The organism is Rugamonas aquatica (assembly GCF_009380215.1).
Lineage (GTDB): Bacteria > Pseudomonadota > Gammaproteobacteria > Burkholderiales > Burkholderiaceae_D > Rugamonas > Rugamonas aquatica_B.
In genome coordinates this window covers 340,018-355,049 of record NZ_WHUG01000005.1, presented here as the reverse complement: position 1 = coordinate 355,049, position 15,032 = coordinate 340,018, and the positions used below count along the sequence as shown (strand labels likewise).

12 protein-coding genes are annotated in these 15,032 nt (G+C 61.5%); 9 read left to right on the top strand and 3 right to left on the bottom strand.

What is annotated here, in order from left to right; genetic code table 11:
* Positions 1-88: 88 nt before the first annotated feature.
* The gene (locus GEV02_RS15555; RefSeq protein WP_152838845.1) at positions 89-1,009 is read left to right on the top strand and encodes a LysR family transcriptional regulator; all 921 of its coding nucleotides are present in this window, start codon (positions 89-91) and stop codon (positions 1,007-1,009) included.
* On the opposite strand, the gene GEV02_RS15550 is transcribed toward GEV02_RS15555, so the two are convergent.
* Positions 990-2,318 carry a leucine-rich repeat-containing protein kinase family protein gene (locus GEV02_RS15550; protein WP_152838844.1) on the bottom strand — a complete coding sequence of 443 codons (1,329 nt, stop codon included), beginning with the start codon at positions 2,316-2,318 and terminating at the stop codon, positions 990-992. The genes GEV02_RS15555 and GEV02_RS15550 overlap by 20 nt on opposite strands.
* Positions 2,319-2,648: 330 nt before the next feature.
* Between GEV02_RS15550 and GEV02_RS15545 the strand changes: the two genes are divergently transcribed.
* The 6 genes from GEV02_RS15545 to GEV02_RS15520 all read left to right on the top strand — a co-directional run bounded on the left by GEV02_RS15545 (position 2,649) and on the right by GEV02_RS15520 (position 10,565).
* Positions 2,649-5,504: a 2-oxoglutarate dehydrogenase E1 component gene (locus GEV02_RS15545; RefSeq protein ID WP_008450670.1), complete on the top strand. Its 2,856-nt coding sequence runs from the start codon at positions 2,649-2,651 to the stop codon at positions 5,502-5,504.
* A gap of 70 nt (positions 5,505-5,574) precedes the next feature.
* The gene (odhB, locus tag GEV02_RS15540) at positions 5,575-6,825 is read left to right on the top strand and encodes a 2-oxoglutarate dehydrogenase complex dihydrolipoyllysine-residue succinyltransferase (RefSeq protein ID WP_152838843.1); all 1,251 of its coding nucleotides are present in this window, start codon (positions 5,575-5,577) and stop codon (positions 6,823-6,825) included.
* A 66-nt stretch (positions 6,826-6,891) separates the two neighbouring features.
* Positions 6,892-7,203: a PspC domain-containing protein gene (locus tag GEV02_RS15535; protein WP_152802878.1), complete on the top strand. Its 312-nt coding sequence runs from the start codon at positions 6,892-6,894 to the stop codon at positions 7,201-7,203.
* Positions 7,204-7,218: 15 nt separating this feature from the next.
* Positions 7,219-8,649, top strand: coding sequence for a dihydrolipoyl dehydrogenase (lpdA, locus tag GEV02_RS15530; protein ID WP_008450664.1), 1,431 nt, complete (start codon positions 7,219-7,221; stop codon positions 8,647-8,649).
* A 78-nt stretch (positions 8,650-8,727) separates the two neighbouring features.
* The gene (gene zapE / locus GEV02_RS15525) at positions 8,728-9,825 is read left to right on the top strand and encodes a cell division protein ZapE (RefSeq protein WP_008450662.1); all 1,098 of its coding nucleotides are present in this window, start codon (positions 8,728-8,730) and stop codon (positions 9,823-9,825) included.
* A gap of 17 nt (positions 9,826-9,842) precedes the next feature.
* The gene (locus GEV02_RS15520) at positions 9,843-10,565 is read left to right on the top strand and encodes a hypothetical protein (RefSeq protein ID WP_235922790.1); all 723 of its coding nucleotides are present in this window, start codon (positions 9,843-9,845) and stop codon (positions 10,563-10,565) included.
* A 19-nt stretch (positions 10,566-10,584) separates the two neighbouring features.
* On the opposite strand, the gene GEV02_RS15515 is transcribed toward GEV02_RS15520, so the two are convergent.
* A complete protein-coding gene (locus GEV02_RS15515; RefSeq protein ID WP_152838842.1) occupies positions 10,585-11,388 on the bottom strand; it encodes a PP2C family protein-serine/threonine phosphatase in 804 nt (267 codons plus the stop codon).
* Positions 11,389-11,539: 151 nt separating this feature from the next.
* Between GEV02_RS15515 and GEV02_RS15510 the strand changes: the two genes are divergently transcribed.
* Positions 11,540-11,740 carry a YdcH family protein gene (locus GEV02_RS15510; RefSeq protein ID WP_008450659.1) on the top strand — a complete coding sequence of 67 codons (201 nt, stop codon included), beginning with the start codon at positions 11,540-11,542 and terminating at the stop codon, positions 11,738-11,740.
* Between the two features lie 26 nt (positions 11,741-11,766).
* Complete coding sequence (locus tag GEV02_RS15505) at positions 11,767-13,803, top strand: ATP-dependent DNA helicase (protein WP_152838841.1); 2,037 nt, start codon at positions 11,767-11,769, stop codon at positions 13,801-13,803.
* A gap of 112 nt (positions 13,804-13,915) precedes the next feature.
* Here GEV02_RS15505 and GEV02_RS15500 read toward each other — a convergent pair whose 3' ends face one another.
* Positions 13,916-14,890: an NADPH:quinone oxidoreductase family protein gene (locus GEV02_RS15500; protein ID WP_152838973.1), complete on the bottom strand. Its 975-nt coding sequence runs from the start codon at positions 14,888-14,890 to the stop codon at positions 13,916-13,918.
* Positions 14,891-15,032: the final 142 nt, after the last annotated feature.

The window sequence follows — 15,032 nt, the reverse complement described above, 5'->3', positions numbered from 1 at the left end:
GAGTTGGAATGACGTCATCTTAAATTTCTTTATCCGATAGAAAAATAGGGTAATCTGCACCTGTTAATTGCATAAATCGGATGAATCGATGGACAGGATCACGGCGGCACAGGTTTTCGTCAGTATTGCCGAGCGCGGCAGCATGATCGCGGCGGCCGAGGCGCTGGACATGTCGCGCGCCATGGTCACGCGCTATCTGGCCGAGATGGAGGAGTGGGCCGGCGCCCGCTTGCTGCACCGGAGCACGCGCCGCCTGAGCCTGACCGATGCGGGCGACCTCACGCTGGCGCGCTGCCGCCGCATGCTGGAACTGGCCGACGCGATGGAAGTGGCCGGCGGCGCCGACGCCGACTCGCCGCAGGGCCTGCTGCGCATCACTTGCTCGCAATCGCTGGCGCAGGCTGCGCTGTCGGTCGCAGTCACCGCTTTTTTGAAGCGCTACCCGCGCACGGCGGTCGATCTGCAGATGAACAACCGCGCCGTCAACCTGGTCGAGCAGCGCATTGACCTGGCGCTGCGCATCACCAACGCGCTGGAGCCGAACCTGATCGCGCGCCAGCTGGCGCAGTGCGATTCGGTGGTGTGCGCCGCGCCGTCCTACCTGGCCGAGCGCGGTACGCCGCTGCGGGCTGGAGACCTGGCGGCGCATAACTGTCTGACGTACACGTATTTCGGCAAGAGCTTGTGGCAGTTCACGGACCGGGATGGCGAGGCGGTCTCCGTACCGGTCAGCGGCAACCTGTCGGCCAATGAGGATTTGATTTTGCTGAAGGCGGCGGTGGAGGGCGCCGGCATCGCGCTGCAACCGCTGTACAGCGCGGCGCCGCTGATCGCCGAGGGCAAGCTGGCGGCGCTGCTGCCGGACTACGCGCCGCAGCAGATGGGCATCTACGGCATCTACACCTCGCGCCAGCACATGTCGCCGGCGCTGCGGGCGATGTTGGACTTTTTACTGGACTGGTTCGCGCGCGATCCGGCCTGGCTGGAGATTACGCACGCAGCGAATTAATCAGCCGCTCCGCCTCCGCCAGCGATGGCCGGGCGCCGACATCGGCCAACACGCATTGCGCCTGCAAGGCCGCCAGCGACGCTTGGGTGGTGGCTGGCAGGTTGCAGCGTTCCATCAATTCCTCCAGCAGCAGGCCGAAGGCGCGCACTTCCAGCCGTTGCAGTGCCGCCGCGTGCGGCCCGTCCGGCGCGTACAACGAGGCCGCGCCGAAGTCGCCCAGCAGGCTGCGGCCCCGGCCGCAATGCAGGATGTTGTGTCCGTACAGGTCGCCGTGCATGATGCCCCGCTGGTGCAAATGCCGCGCCGCCGAGACGATGCCGCCCGCGATGCCGAATAACTCATCAACGCTGAAATGCTTGCCGGCCGGGTAGGTATCGCGGGTGCAGCTCTCCAGACTGGGCGGGCCGGCCAGGTTGCCGAAGCCGGGATCGATCAGCGGCATCACGCAGCCGTGCACGCCGTCCGGGTGGCCCAGCACCTCGCCCAGCACCGGGATCAGATTGGGATGGTCGCCCGAGTTGACGAAGGCCGTCATCTCGCAGCGGGGCAGGCCGTCGCTGGTGACCGCACCCTTGAACAGCTTGACCGCCACCTCCTTGTCGCCGATGGCGCGCTCGCCCTCGGCTTGCCGCAGCGCCGCTTGATGGATCACGCCCGACGCGCCTTCGCCCAGCTTCTGCCCGATCTGCAAACGCTCCCACGTGATGCCGGCGATGCTGGTGGCGGCATCGGCCGCCTGCTGGTCGGCCTCGCTGAAGGGATTGCCCGCGTAAGCCAGCCACGACAGGCGCGGCATGCCGAGCAGCCAGTCCGGCAATTCCTCCAACCGATTGGCGGCGATGCGAACCAGCTCCAGCCGCGTGCAGGCGGCCAGTTGCGGCGGCAGCGCGCGAAGGCGGTTCCCAGCCAGCATCAGCTTCTGCAGTTGCGTGCAGTCGCCGATGGCGGCCGGCAGTTCCTCGACCTGGTTGTCGGTCAGGATCAGCCAGCGCAGCTGCGGCGGCAGCGATGCGGCCGGCACTTCGCGGATCTGGTTGCTCTTGAAGCCCACCATCGTCAGGCCAGGACAGGCGCCCAGCACCTCCGGCAATACCGTGAACTGGTTGGCCGAACAGAAGATCACGCGCAGCCTGGTCAGGCGCGGCAGGTCATCCGGCAGCGTGGTCAGCGCATTATCGGACAGGTCGAGTATCTCCAGCGTGTCGGCCAGGTCGAAAATCTCAGGAGGGAACTCGGTAAGACCGCAGGACAATTGCAAGCGCTGGATGCCAGCCAGTTGTCCGGCGCGTAACTGCGCTAGGGTGTGCATGAAGACGGGGAGGGGATCGGAAAGCGCTATTCTACAACCTCCATGGCCGGCCCCAAAAGCCGTTAAAAATATGGAAACATTGCCCGCCGACCGCGCAGCCATGCGGCTTAAATGAAAATTAATATCGAAACATTTGTTACGCTTTTTGTCGCACAAATGGTTGTTGGGATACAATACCGGTGCTATCCTGAATGACCGATTTTTGTAGTACTGAAGAACTATAGCCCTTCCCCACAACTTGATGTGCAATCCGCTAACCGGTCAGGCCGTGTCGCGGAAGGTTAGATTAACCCGCTAATTCCTCGCGAAGCGCGAAGAAAGGTGAGCAATATGATGCAACAATATACGTCCAACTCCTACCTGTTTGGTGGGAACGCCCCGTACGTTGAAGAACTGTACGAAGCGTATCTCAACAACCCAGGTTCCGTGCCAGACAACTGGCGTGCCTATTTCGACGCCATGCAGCACGTGCCGGCCGTCGACGGTACCAACAAACCAGACGTCGCTCACGCTTCCGTCATCGCCTCCTTCGCCGAACGCGCGAAAGCCGGCCCTATCCGCACCGTGGTTGCCTCCGCCGACGCCGAAATGGGTCGCAAGCGTGTTGCCGCAACCCAGCTGATCGCCGCTTACCGCTATCTGGGCTCCCGTTGGGCCAACCTGGACCCACTGCAGCGCCAGGAACGTCCGTCGATCCCTGAACTGGAACCGACCTTCTACGGTTTCAGCGATGCGGACATGGACACCGTATTCAACATCAGCAACACCTACTTCGGCCCAGAGACCGCGACCCTGCGCGACCTGCTGAACTTCCTGCGCGACACCTACACCCGTTCGATCGGTGCAGAGTACATGTACATCTCCGATCCGGCTGAAAAGCGCTGGTTGCAGGAGCGCCTGGAATCGATCCGCTCGACCCCGAACTTCACGCCTGAGAAGAAAAAGCACATCCTGGAGCGCCTGACCGCAGCTGAAGGCCTGGAACGCTACCTCCACACCAAATACGTCGGCCAGAAACGCTTCTCGCTGGAAGGCGGCGAAACCTTCATCGCCTCGATCGACGAAATCATCCAGCGCGCCGGCGAAAAAGGCGTGCAGGAGATCGTTATCGGCATGGCCCACCGCGGCCGTCTGAACGTGCTGGTCAACACCCTGGGCAAATCGCCTAAAGACCTGTTCGAAGAATTCGAAGGCAAGCACGGCGACGACCTGCCGGCCGGCGACGTTAAATACCACCAAGGCTTCTCGTCGGACATCTCGACCGCTGGCGGTCCTGTCCACCTGTCGCTGGCGTTCAACCCGTCGCACCTGGAAATCGTCAACCCTGTGGTTGAAGGTTCGGTCAAAGCGCGTATGGACCGTCGCGGCGACACCCTGGGCAAGCAAGTGCTGCCTATCCTGGTGCACGGCGATGCGGCATTCGCAGGCCAGGGCGTTGTGATGGAAACCCTGAATCTGGCCCAGACCCGCGGCTACGGCACGGGCGGTACGGTTCACATCGTCATCAACAACCAGATCGGCTTCACCACGTCCGACCCGCGCGATGCGCGTTCGACCATCTACTGCTCGGACGTCGTCAAGATGATCGAAGCACCGGTGCTGCACGTGAACGCCGACGATCCTGAAGCCGTGGTACTGGCTTCGCAGATCGCCATGGATTACCGTCTGCAGTTCCAGAAAGATATCGTTGTCGACATCATCTGCTACCGCAAATTGGGCCACAACGAACAAGACACCCCAGCGCTGACCCAGCCGCTGATGTACAAGAAAATCGGCCAGCACCCAGGCACCCGCAAGCTGTACGCGGACAAGCTGGTTGCCCAGACCGTGATCGCAGCCGATGGCGGCGAACAGATGCAAGCCGCCTTCCGCGATGCGATGGACGCCGGCAAGCACACCGTCGATCCAGTGATCTCGAACTTCAAGAACAAGTACGCAGTCGACTGGCTGCCGTTCCTGAACCGCAAGTGGACCGACTCGGCCGACACCGCCGTGCCGATGACCGAACTGAAGCGTCTGGCCGGCCGTATCACCACCGTGCCTGAAGGTTTCAAAGTGCACTCGCTGGTCGAGAAAGTACTGGGCGACCGCGCCAACATGGGCAAGGGCGAACTGAACCTGGACTGGGGCATGGGCGAACACCTGGCCTACGCATCGCTGGTCGCTTCGGGCTACGCAGTGCGCCTGACCGGTCAGGATGCCGGCCGTGGCACCTTCGTACACCGTCACGCCGTGCTGCACGACCAGAACCGTGAGCGTTGGGATGCAGGCACCTATGTGCCGCTGCAGAACATCGCCGAAGGCCAGGCGCCGTTCACCGTGATCGACTCCGTGCTGTCCGAAGAGGCTGTACTGGGCTTCGAATACGGCTACTCGACCGCAGAACCAAACACGCTGACGATCTGGGAAGCCCAGTTCGGCGACTTCGTCAACGGCGCGCAAGTGGTGATCGACCAATTCATCAGCTCCGGCGAAGTGAAGTGGGGCCGCGCTTCGGGCCTGGTCATGATGCTGCCGCACGGTTACGAAGGCCAGGGTCCAGAGCACTCGTCGGCACGTCCGGAGCGCTTCCTGCAACTGTGCGCTGACAACAATATGCAAGTGGTTCAGCCGACCACCGCGTCGCAGATCTTCCACGTGCTGCGTCGCCAGATGGTGCGTCAGTTCCGTAAGCCGCTGGTGATCCTGACTCCTAAATCGCTGCTGCGTAACAAGGATGCAGGTTCCTCGCTGAACGAGCTGGCCAAAGGCGCGTTCCAGACCGTGATCGGCGAAGTCGACGAGAAAATCGACGCCAAGAAAGTCAAGCGCGTGGTCGCCTGCTCGGGCAAGGTCTACTACGACCTGGTCAACGCACGCAAGACCCGCGGCCAGACCGACACCGCCATCATCCGCGTTGAACAGCTTTATCCGTTCCCGCACAAATCGTTCGCTGCCGAACTGAAGAAGTTCCCGAACCTGGCGGAAGTGGTGTGGGCGCAGGACGAGCCGCAGAATCAGGGCCCATGGTTCCAGATTCAGCACAACATCTTCGAGAGCATGGACGCAGGTCAGCGCCTGGCATACGCCGGCCGCCCAGCGTCGGCATCGCCGGCTGTCGGCTACTACGACAAGCACTACGCCCAGCAAAAAGACCTGCTGGAAACGGCGTTCTCGAAGCTCAAAGGCTTCATCCTGACCAAATAATCACTTAATGACGGAGCGCCCTGCTGCTACGCGGCGGGGTGCCGTAACAATAAAATATACGGAGTTTTACATGGCACAAATCGAAGTCAAAGTCCCCCAGCTGTCGGAATCGGTAGCAGAAGCAACCATGCTGACCTGGCATAAAAAAGTCGGCGACGCAGTCGCTCGCGACGAAAACCTGATTGACATCGAAACCGATAAAGTCGTTCTGGAACTGCCGGCACCAGCCGCAGGCGTTCTGGTCAAGATCATCAAGGGCGACGGCAGCACCGTGGTTGCTGACGAACTGATCGCTATCATCGACACCGACGGCGCCGCCGCCGTTGCAGCTCCAGCAGCCGCAGCCGCTCCAGCCGCAGCACCAGCAGCCGCACCAGCAGCCGCAGCTGCCGCCACCGGCGGTTCGAAAGGCGACGTGGCCATGCCTGCCGCTGCCAAGATCCTGTCGGAAAAAGGCCTGAGCGCTGGCGATGTCGCCGGTTCGGGCAAAGATGGCCGCGTGACCAAGGGCGACGCCCTGGCCGCCGGCGCTAAAGCACCAGCCGTAGCCCCTCTGGCTCCAGCCGCTGCCAAACCAGCACTGCAACAAGTTGCCGCACCTGCGATCGCCAGCCTGGGCGAGCGTCCGGAAGAGCGCGTGCCGATGAGCCGTCTGCGCGCACGTATCGCCGAGCGTCTGATCCAGTCGCAATCGACCAACGCCATCCTGACCACGTTCAATGAAGTGAACATGGCGCCGGTCATGGAACTGCGCAACAAGTACAAAGACAAGTTCGAAAAAGAGCACGGCGTCAAGCTGGGCTTCATGTCCTTCTTCGTCAAGGCCGCTGTTGCCGCGCTGAAGAAATACCCGATCATCAACGCATCGGTCGATGGCAACGACATCGTCTACCACGGCTACTTCGACATCGGTATCGCTGTCGGTTCGCCACGCGGCCTGGTCGTGCCTATCCTGCGCAACGCCGACCAGATGTCGATCGCCGACATCGAGAAGAAAATCGGCGAATTCGGCGCCAAAGCCAAGGACGGCAAGCTGACCCTGGACGACCTGACCGGCGGCACCTTCTCGATCTCGAACGGCGGCACCTTCGGCTCCATGCTGTCGACCCCGATCATCAACCCGCCACAATCGGCCATCCTGGGCGTGCACGCGACCAAGGACCGCGCTGTTGTTGAAAACGGCCAGATCGTGATCCGTCCAATGAACTACCTGGCAATGTCCTACGACCACCGCATCATCGACGGCCGCGAAGCCGTACTGGGCCTGGTCGCGATGAAAGAAGCGCTGGAAGATCCAGCACGTCTGCTGCTGGACCTGTAATCGCCGGGCTGTCATTGCCACATCCTCCGGCCCGTCCGGGCCGGGGGAATTCTCAGAGGGTCATCAATGAGCGTATCTGAAGAAATCAAGCGTTTGCACGAATTGCACCAGGCTGGCGCGCTGTCGGACGAAGAGTTCGCCGCTGCCAAAGCCCGGTTGCTGGACAAGGAAGCACCTTCCGGTATCTCCAACGACATCACCCGATTACGCCGCTCGCAAAGCGATCGCTGGCTGGGTGGCGTGTGCGGTGGCCTGGGACAGATCACCGGCGTCGAAGCCTGGATCTGGCGTTTGCTGTTCGTACTGTTCGTGCTGACCTTTGGCTTCGGACTCGCCATCTACATTCTGCTATGGATTTTCGTACCAGAAGAGAACTGATAGGAAAATAAGAAAATGAGTAAACAATTTGACGTAGTAGTCATCGGCGCCGGTCCTGGCGGTTACATCGCGGCGATCCGCGCAGCGCAACTGGGTTTCTCGGTCGCTTGCGTCGACGCATGGGAAAATGAAAAGGGCGGCCCGGCCCCAGGCGGCACTTGCACCAACGTTGGTTGCATCCCGTCGAAAGCGCTGCTGCAATCGTCGGAGCACTTCGAGCACGCCGGCCACGCGTTCAAGGACCACGGCATCGATGTCGCCGGCCTGTCGCTGAACCTGCCGCAAATGCTGAAGCGCAAGAACACCGTCGTCAAACAGAACAACGACGGCATCCTGTTCCTGTTCAAGAAAAACAAAGTCACCTTCTTCCACGGCCGCGCAGCTTTCGCCGGCGCCGCCACGGCTGACGGCTACCCGCTGACGATCTCCGCGCCTGCCAACGAGACCATCAACGCCAAGCAAGTCATCATCGCTACCGGCTCCAACGCCCGTGCCCTGCCAGGCGCAGAGTTCGATGAAAAACTGATCCTGTCGAACACCGGCGCGCTGGCCATCGAAGGCGTGCCTGCCAAGCTGGGCGTGATCGGCGCCGGCGTGATCGGCCTGGAAATGGGTTCCGTATGGCGCCGCCTGGGTTCGGAAGTGACCGTGCTGGAAGGCCTGCCTGTGTTCCTGGGCGCGGTCGATGAGCAGATCGCCAAGGAAGCCGGCAAGCTGTTCGCCAAACAAGGCCTGAACATCAACCTGGGCTGCAAAATCGGCACCATCACCAAGGGCGCCGACAACGTCACCGTGGCCTACGAAAACGCCAAGGGCGAAGCGCAGACCGCCGTGTTCGACAAGCTGATCATCTCGATCGGCCGCACCCCGAACACCGACGGCCTGGCCGCCGACAAAGTGGGCCTGAAGCTGGACGAGCGTGGTTTCGTGGCCGTCGACGACGACTGCAAAACCAACCTGCCAGGCGTATGGGCAGTGGGCGACGTGGTACGCGGCCCGATGCTGGCGCACAAGGCGGAAGAAGAAGGCGTTGCTGTTGCAGAGCGCATGGCTGGCCAGCACGGCCACACCAACTTCAACACCATTCCTTGGGTCATCTACACCTCGCCGGAAATCGCGTGGGTTGGCCGCACCGAGCAGCAACTGAAGGCCGACGGCGTCGCCTACAAAGCCGGCACCTTCCCATTCCTGGCGAACGGCCGCGCACGCGCGCTGGGCGACACCTCGGGCATGGTCAAGTTCCTGGCTGACGCGACCACCGACGAAATCCTGGGCGTGCACATCATCGGACCTATGGCTTCCGAGCTGATCGCTGAAGCCGTTGTGGCGATGGAGTTCAAGGCTTCGGCTGAAGACATCGCGCGCATCTGCCACGCGCACCCGTCGCTGTCGGAAGCAACCAAGGAAGCTGCGCTGGCAATCGACAAGCGCACGCTGAACTTCTAAGCAGTACCCCTGAGCGGACTGCGGGCGGACTGCGGTCCGCCCGTTTTTATTTGCGCGCCGCCACAAAGAATCGAACACATGAACGTCGAAGAGTTTTACCAGCATGCGCTGCAAGAGCGCAATTTCAAGGCCGATGCCGCCCAGCGTCGCGCGGTCGACCGCCTGCAGCTCTGCTACGACGAGTGGGTGGCCTACAAGGGCCAGCGTTCCAGCACCTTCAAGCGCCTGATCAACCGTCCCGACGTGCCGAAGGGCGTGTACATGTGGGGCGGGGTAGGGCGCGGCAAGTCCTTCCTGATGGACAGCTTCTATTCGGTGGTGCCGCTGGTGCGCAAGACGCGTCTGCACTTCCACGAGTTCATGCGCGGCGTGCACCGCCAGCTCGACGAGCTGACCGGCGTCGCCAATCCGCTGGATGAAGTGGCCAAGCGCATCGCCAAGAAATACCGCCTGATCTGCTTCGACGAATTCCATATCTCGGACGTGGCCGACGCCATGATTATGTACAACCTGTTGAGCGCATTGTTCGACAACGGCGTGTCCTTCATCATGACCTCGAACTACGATCCGAAACTGCTGTACCCGGACGGCCTGCACCGCGACCGCATCCTGCCGACCATCCAGCTGCTGTACGACAAGCTGGACGTGATGAACATCGACGCCGGCGTGGACTATCGCGGCCGCGCGCTGGAGCAGGTCGATTCCTACCTGACGCCGCTCAACGCCAATACCGACCACAAACTGCGCGAGGCCTACGCCAGCATCGCCGAGAGCGCCGATGAAGATCCTGTGGTGCGTATCGAGGCGCGCGAAATCCGCGCGCTGCGTCGTGCCGGCACCATCATCTGGTTCGACTTCAACACCCTGTGCGGCGGCCCCCGCTCGCAGAACGATTACCTTGAAATCGCCAGCCGCTTCCATACCGTGATATTGTCCGGGATCCCGATGATGTCGGCATCGATGTCGTCGGAGGCGCGGCGCTTCACCTGGCTGATCGACGTGTTCTACGATCAGGGTGTCAAGCTGCTGATGTCGGCCGAGGTCGAGCCGGAAGAGCTGTACACCAACGGCACGCTGGCCAACGAATTTCACCGCACGGTATCGCGCATCGTCGAGATGCAATCGCGCGAGTACATGGATAAAGAGCAGCGCGCCGCAGCCGGGGCGCTGGCTTGACGCAACAGGATAAAAATATGAGACCAAGTTTGAAACCTCTGGGCGATATGATCGCCGTCGCTGCGCTGGCCGCCTTGGCGGCGCTGGCGGCGCCGGTGCAGGCCGAGAGCAATGTGCAGCCCGTGCCGCCTACGCGTTCGGTCGAGCAGGCCAACGCCACGCTGGCCAAGGTGGCCAAGGACCGCGCCGTGGTGCATGAGGAGTTCGCCGCCAGCGAGAGCGTGTGCTACACCAAGTTCTTCGTCAATCACTGCCTGGACCAGGCCAAGGAAAAGCGCCGCGTGGCGTTGTCCAGGCTGCGCGCCACCGAGGTGGAGGCCGAGCACTTCAAGCGTGCCGACTCGGTCGAGAAGCGCGATGCCGATCTGGCCGAGCGCGCCCGCAAGGATGCGGAGGAAGAGAAATACCGCGCCACCCTGCCGCCGAAGGAGGCCAAGGTGGTGGATGAGACGCCGCGTCCGGCGCCCAAGGGCGGCAAGATAGTCGACCGCGAGGCCGAGCATGCGGCCAAGGTTCAGCGTCAGGAAGCGCAGGACGCGGCCGATGCAGGCAAGCGCGCCGCCGCTGTCGCCGCGTTCGAGAGGAAGCAGGTCGACGCGCAACAACGCCAGGAAAAAGTGGCGAAGAAAAAGGCTGAAAGCGACGCCAAGCGCGCCGCGCATGAAGAGTCGGAGAAGAAGAAAGCCGCCGCTGCGGAGGCTGCCGCGGCCGCTGCTGCTTCGGCTGCCAAGAAGCAGTAAGCGCTTGGAGCGCGGCCTCTCAGACCGCGCGCCGCATTTTCTGCACGGTGTAGTTGGCCGCCTCTTTGGGCGGCTCCACCAGCTTGATGATCGCCATCGAGCAGTTGTCACCCTTGCCCTGGGCGCGTTCGCCGGCCTTGGCGATCAGCCGTTCGGCGGCCTGGCGCGGCGTGTTGCGCTGTACCGCCGCCGCCAGTTCCGTATCCTTGAATAATTGCCACAGACCGTCCGAGCACAGCAGGAACGCGTCGCCCGCCACCAGGCCTTCATGCACGCCAAGCGTGACGTAGGGCGCCTTGAAGCCATTGCCCAGCGCATTGCTGAGCAGCTTGGAACTGCGATGCTTCTTTGCCGCGTCCAGCGGCAGCTTGTCCTCGTTGACCAGATGCTCGACATAGGCGCTGTCGTTGCTGCGCATGGCGCAGGTCTCGCCGGAAAAGCGATATACCCGCGCATCGCCGACATGGGCCCAGACCGCCTGGCCGGCCGGCGTCAGCACCATCAGCGCCAGCGCGCTTTGCGGCTCGGCGGTCTTGGCGATCGGATTCATCTTGATGACCTGGTGCGCCTCTTCGGCGATGGCGCGCATCAATTCCTGCAGACGGGGCAGGCTGGGGTTGTCGCCGACACGCAATTCATCGAACAAATGCTTGCTGGTCAATAGCACCTGGTCCGAGCCGATGGGGCTGTGATTGCCGTCCGCCAGCACCGCCATCACATAGCCCGGCGCCTGGGCGGCCGTGTACAGGGCCACCCGGTCGTTTTGCTGTGACCTGTTTCCGATGTGCTGGGCTGTACCGGCTTCTATTTTGTATGCGTTCATATATCTGACACTGTATCCTACTGGGCGGGCGAGCCATCATTATGTTGGCGGCGCAGGCCGCCGTAGATTAAACTATGCACCGTGTCGCAGTTTGTTTGCAATACGCTTGTTGTTCCAGTGAAACTATCTGTGTGAGTAAAGACTGAGAATTATGACTGATGTACAAGATATCCAGCGTCGTCTGATTGAACTCGACGTCGAACACCGCGATTTGGACGCGGTCATCGACATGCTCACACTGGACGGTCATCACGACCAGCTGCAATTGCGGCGCTTGAAAAAGCGCAAGCTGCAATTGAAAGACCACATCACTCTGCTGAAAATGCAATTAGTGCCCGACGTTCCGGCCTGAGTCCGGCCGCCCCATTTAAGTTTATTTTGACCGAACACCTTCCCACGCCCGCCGACACCATCCCCGCCGTAGTCGGCGCCACGCCCGAGCAGCCCCCCGGAAAACACGATGCCGAGGTCGAGCGCCTGTTCGGCGCCGGTGGGCCGCTGGGTCCGGCTGTGGGCGAGTACCGTCCGCGCCGCTCGCAGACGGAGATGGCCAAGGCCGTGGCCGACGCCATCGCCAACCAGACCACCTTGATCGCCGAGGCCGGCACCGGCACGGGCAAGACCTTCGCCTATCTGGTGCCGGCGCTGCTGTGGGGCGGCAAGACCATTGTTTCCACCGGTACCAAGAACTTGCAGGATCAATTGTTCCTGCGCGACATCCCGACCGTGCGCGCCGCCTTGCAGGCACCGGTGTCGGTGGCCTTGCTGAAGGGGCGTTCGAACTACGTCTGCCATTACCATCTGGAACGCACGCTGCAGAACGGCCGCATGACCTCGCGCGACGACGTCGGCCACCTGCGCGAAATCTCGCGTTTCCTGAAAATGACCAGTTCCGGCGACAAGGCCGAGCTGGCCCGCGTGCCGGAAAACGCGCTGATCTGGAACCTGGTGACATCGACCCGCGACAATTGCATGGGCGCGGAATGCCAGTATTACCAGGATTGCTTCGTCATGAAGGCGCGCAAGGAGGCTCAGCAGGCCGATGTGGTGGTGGTCAACCATCACCTGTTCTTCGCCGACGTTGCGCTGAAAGATTCCGGCATCGCCGAGTTGCTGCCGTCGGCCAATACCGTGATCTTCGATGAGGCCCATCAGCTGCCGGACACCGCCACTTTGTTCTTCGGCGACACGTTTTCCACCTCGCAAGTGCTGGAATTGTGCCGCGATGTGCTGGCCGAAGGCTTGTCCAATGCCCGCGACGGCGCCGACTGGGGCAAGGTCGTCACGGTGGTGGAGAAGGCGGCGCGCGACCTGCGCCTGACTTTCCCGCAAGATATCGTGCGCCTTTCGCTGCCGCAAATCGCGCCGTCGAGCGACTTTTTTCCGGCCTTGCAGACGCTGAAAGACGAACTGGACGGCATGCTGGCGGTGCTGGAAACCCAGGCGGCCCGAGCGGAAACGCTGGAACAATGCCGTCAACGCGGCCTGGAACTGGCGCAAAAATTGTCGGATTGGAAATTCGATCCGAAGGCGCGGGTGGAAAAGGGCGCCGAGGCGGTGTTCTGGGTCGAGGCTTATGCGTCGTCCTTGCAGCTGCACAAGACGCCTTTGTCGATCGCGCCGATCTTCAACGGTCAGCGCGAAGGCGTGCCGCGGAGCTGGATTTTCACCTCCGCGACGTTGGCGGTGAAGAATGATTTCACCCATTTCTCCGAACAAATGGGGCTGGAAGGCGAGCCGTCGAAGACCTGGCCGAGCCCGTTTAACTACGAGCAACAGGGGATTTTGTACGTCCCGCAAGGCTTGCCGGACCCGAATTCCATGGGTTATACCGACGCCGTGCTGGATCACGCGCTGCCGATTATCGAAGCGGCGGGCGGGAAAACTTTCCTTTTGTGCACGACTTTGCGCGCCGTGAAGCGCGCCGCCGAGCGTTTGCGCGATGAATTCGAGAAGCGCGGCCTGCCGTATCCGCTGTTTGTCCAGGGCGATAAAGGCCGTACCGAGCTGCTGGATCAGTTCCGCAAGGCGGGAAATGGCGTGCTGATCGGCTCCCAAAGCTTCTGGGAAGGTGTCGATGTGCGCGGCGATGCGCTGTCTTTAGTGATTATCGACAAGCTTCCATTCGCGCCGCCGGACGATCCGGTGCTGGCCGCACGCATCGAAGTGATGGAAAAACAGGGCAAAAACGGCTTCATGCATCACACTTTGCCTGAGGCGATTATTAACCTGAAGCAAGGTGCCGGCCGTCTGATACGCGACGAGGGCGACCGTGGCGTGCTGATGTTGTGCGATCCGCGCGTGATTTCCAAGCCCTACGGCAAGCGAATTTGGCAGAGTTTGCCGTCCTTCAAACGCACCCGCGAGCAGGCCGAAGTCATCGAATTCTTCAAAAACAAGAATTCAGGGCAGTAACTTTTAGTATCTAAATTGACTGCTGTCATTCCCGCGCAAGCGGGAATCCATGCTGAGTATGGAGGGAATCCAAGCAGTGCGCGGATTCCCGCTTTCGCGGGGATGACTGCGGTCATGGCAATATCACCACCTTGCCCGTGACCTTCCTGGCCGCCATATCATTGAGCGCCTGGGCCGTCTGTTCCAGTTTGTACCGGCCCGAAATATGCGGCTTGATCTTTCCCTCTTGCAACCACCCCATCAGCTGACGCATGCCGGCCAGGTTGGCCTTGGGCTCGCGTTTGACGAACTCACCCCAGAACACACCGATCAATGAAGCACCTTTGAGCAAGGTCAGATTGAGCGGCAGTTTTGGAATCTCGCCGTTGGCGAACCCCACCACCAGATAGCGTCCGCGCCAGGCTATGGAACGGAAAGCCGGCTCCGCATATTCACCGCCGACCGGGTCGTAAATCACGTCCGGACCCTTGCCGCCGGTCGCCGCCTTGATCGCCTCGCGCAAATCTTCCTTGCTGTAGTTGATTAATACGTCGGCGCCATGCGCTTTGCACACTTCCAGCTTCTCGTCGGTCGAAGCGCAAGCAATAATGCGGGCTCCAAGGGCTTTGCCTATCTCGATCGCAGCCAGCCCCACACCGCCTGCCGCGCCAAGTACTAGCATGATTTCGCCAGCTTTTAGCGCGGCTCGGTCCACCACCGCATGATGCGAAGTGCCGTAGGTCAAAGTGATCGCGGCCGCCGTCTCGAAATCCATGCCTGGCGGCATGGGCGCCAGGGCTTGCACAGGCGCTAAAAGTTGTTTCCCGAAACCACCGGTGGAAGTGAAGGCGATGACCCGGTCGCCGGGTTTGAAAGTTGTCACATCATCAGCAACCGAGCGCACCACGCCGGCCACTTCGCTGCCCGGAACGAAGGGGAGTTCCGGCTTGAATTGATACTTGCCTTGAATGATGAGCACGTCCGGGAAATTGACGCCGGCCGCTTTGACATCGATCACGACCTGTCCCGGACCGGCTTGCGGGTCGGGTAAATCCTGGACGGTCAGGGTGTCCGGCAACCCCCAGGTTTGGCATACGACAGCTTTCATCATGGTCTCCTTGTTTTAAAAATAGAACGGTCGTTAGATTTTTATGATACCTGAAACCGCCACCCGTTTGCGCAAAGTTCGGCCTGCCGCACGTTTGCGTTCGCACAAAGTGTCTGCGGAACGGCTTGTTAGAGTTGGTTAA

Excerpts from the sequence above, each read along its gene's own strand:
- GEV02_RS15555 (WP_152838845.1), top strand. The coding sequence starts at position 89 with ATGGACAGGATCACGGCGGCACAGGTTTTCGTCAGTATTGCCGAGCGC.
- GEV02_RS15550 (WP_152838844.1), bottom strand. The coding sequence starts at position 2,318 with ATGCACACCCTAGCGCAGTTACGCGCCGGACAACTGGCTGGCATCCAG.
- GEV02_RS15545 (WP_008450670.1), top strand. The coding sequence starts at position 2,649 with ATGATGCAACAATATACGTCCAACTCCTACCTGTTTGGTGGGAACGCC.
- odhB (WP_152838843.1), top strand. The coding sequence starts at position 5,575 with ATGGCACAAATCGAAGTCAAAGTCCCCCAGCTGTCGGAATCGGTAGCA.
- GEV02_RS15535 (WP_152802878.1), top strand. The coding sequence starts at position 6,892 with ATGAGCGTATCTGAAGAAATCAAGCGTTTGCACGAATTGCACCAGGCT.
- lpdA (WP_008450664.1), top strand. The coding sequence starts at position 7,219 with ATGAGTAAACAATTTGACGTAGTAGTCATCGGCGCCGGTCCTGGCGGT.
- zapE (WP_008450662.1), top strand. The coding sequence starts at position 8,728 with ATGAACGTCGAAGAGTTTTACCAGCATGCGCTGCAAGAGCGCAATTTC.
- GEV02_RS15520 (WP_235922790.1), top strand. The coding sequence starts at position 9,843 with ATGAGACCAAGTTTGAAACCTCTGGGCGATATGATCGCCGTCGCTGCG.
- GEV02_RS15515 (WP_152838842.1), bottom strand. The coding sequence starts at position 11,388 with ATGAACGCATACAAAATAGAAGCCGGTACAGCCCAGCACATCGGAAAC.
- GEV02_RS15510 (WP_008450659.1), top strand. The coding sequence starts at position 11,540 with ATGACTGATGTACAAGATATCCAGCGTCGTCTGATTGAACTCGACGTC.
- GEV02_RS15500 (WP_152838973.1), bottom strand. The coding sequence starts at position 14,890 with ATGAAAGCTGTCGTATGCCAAACCTGGGGGTTGCCGGACACCCTGACC.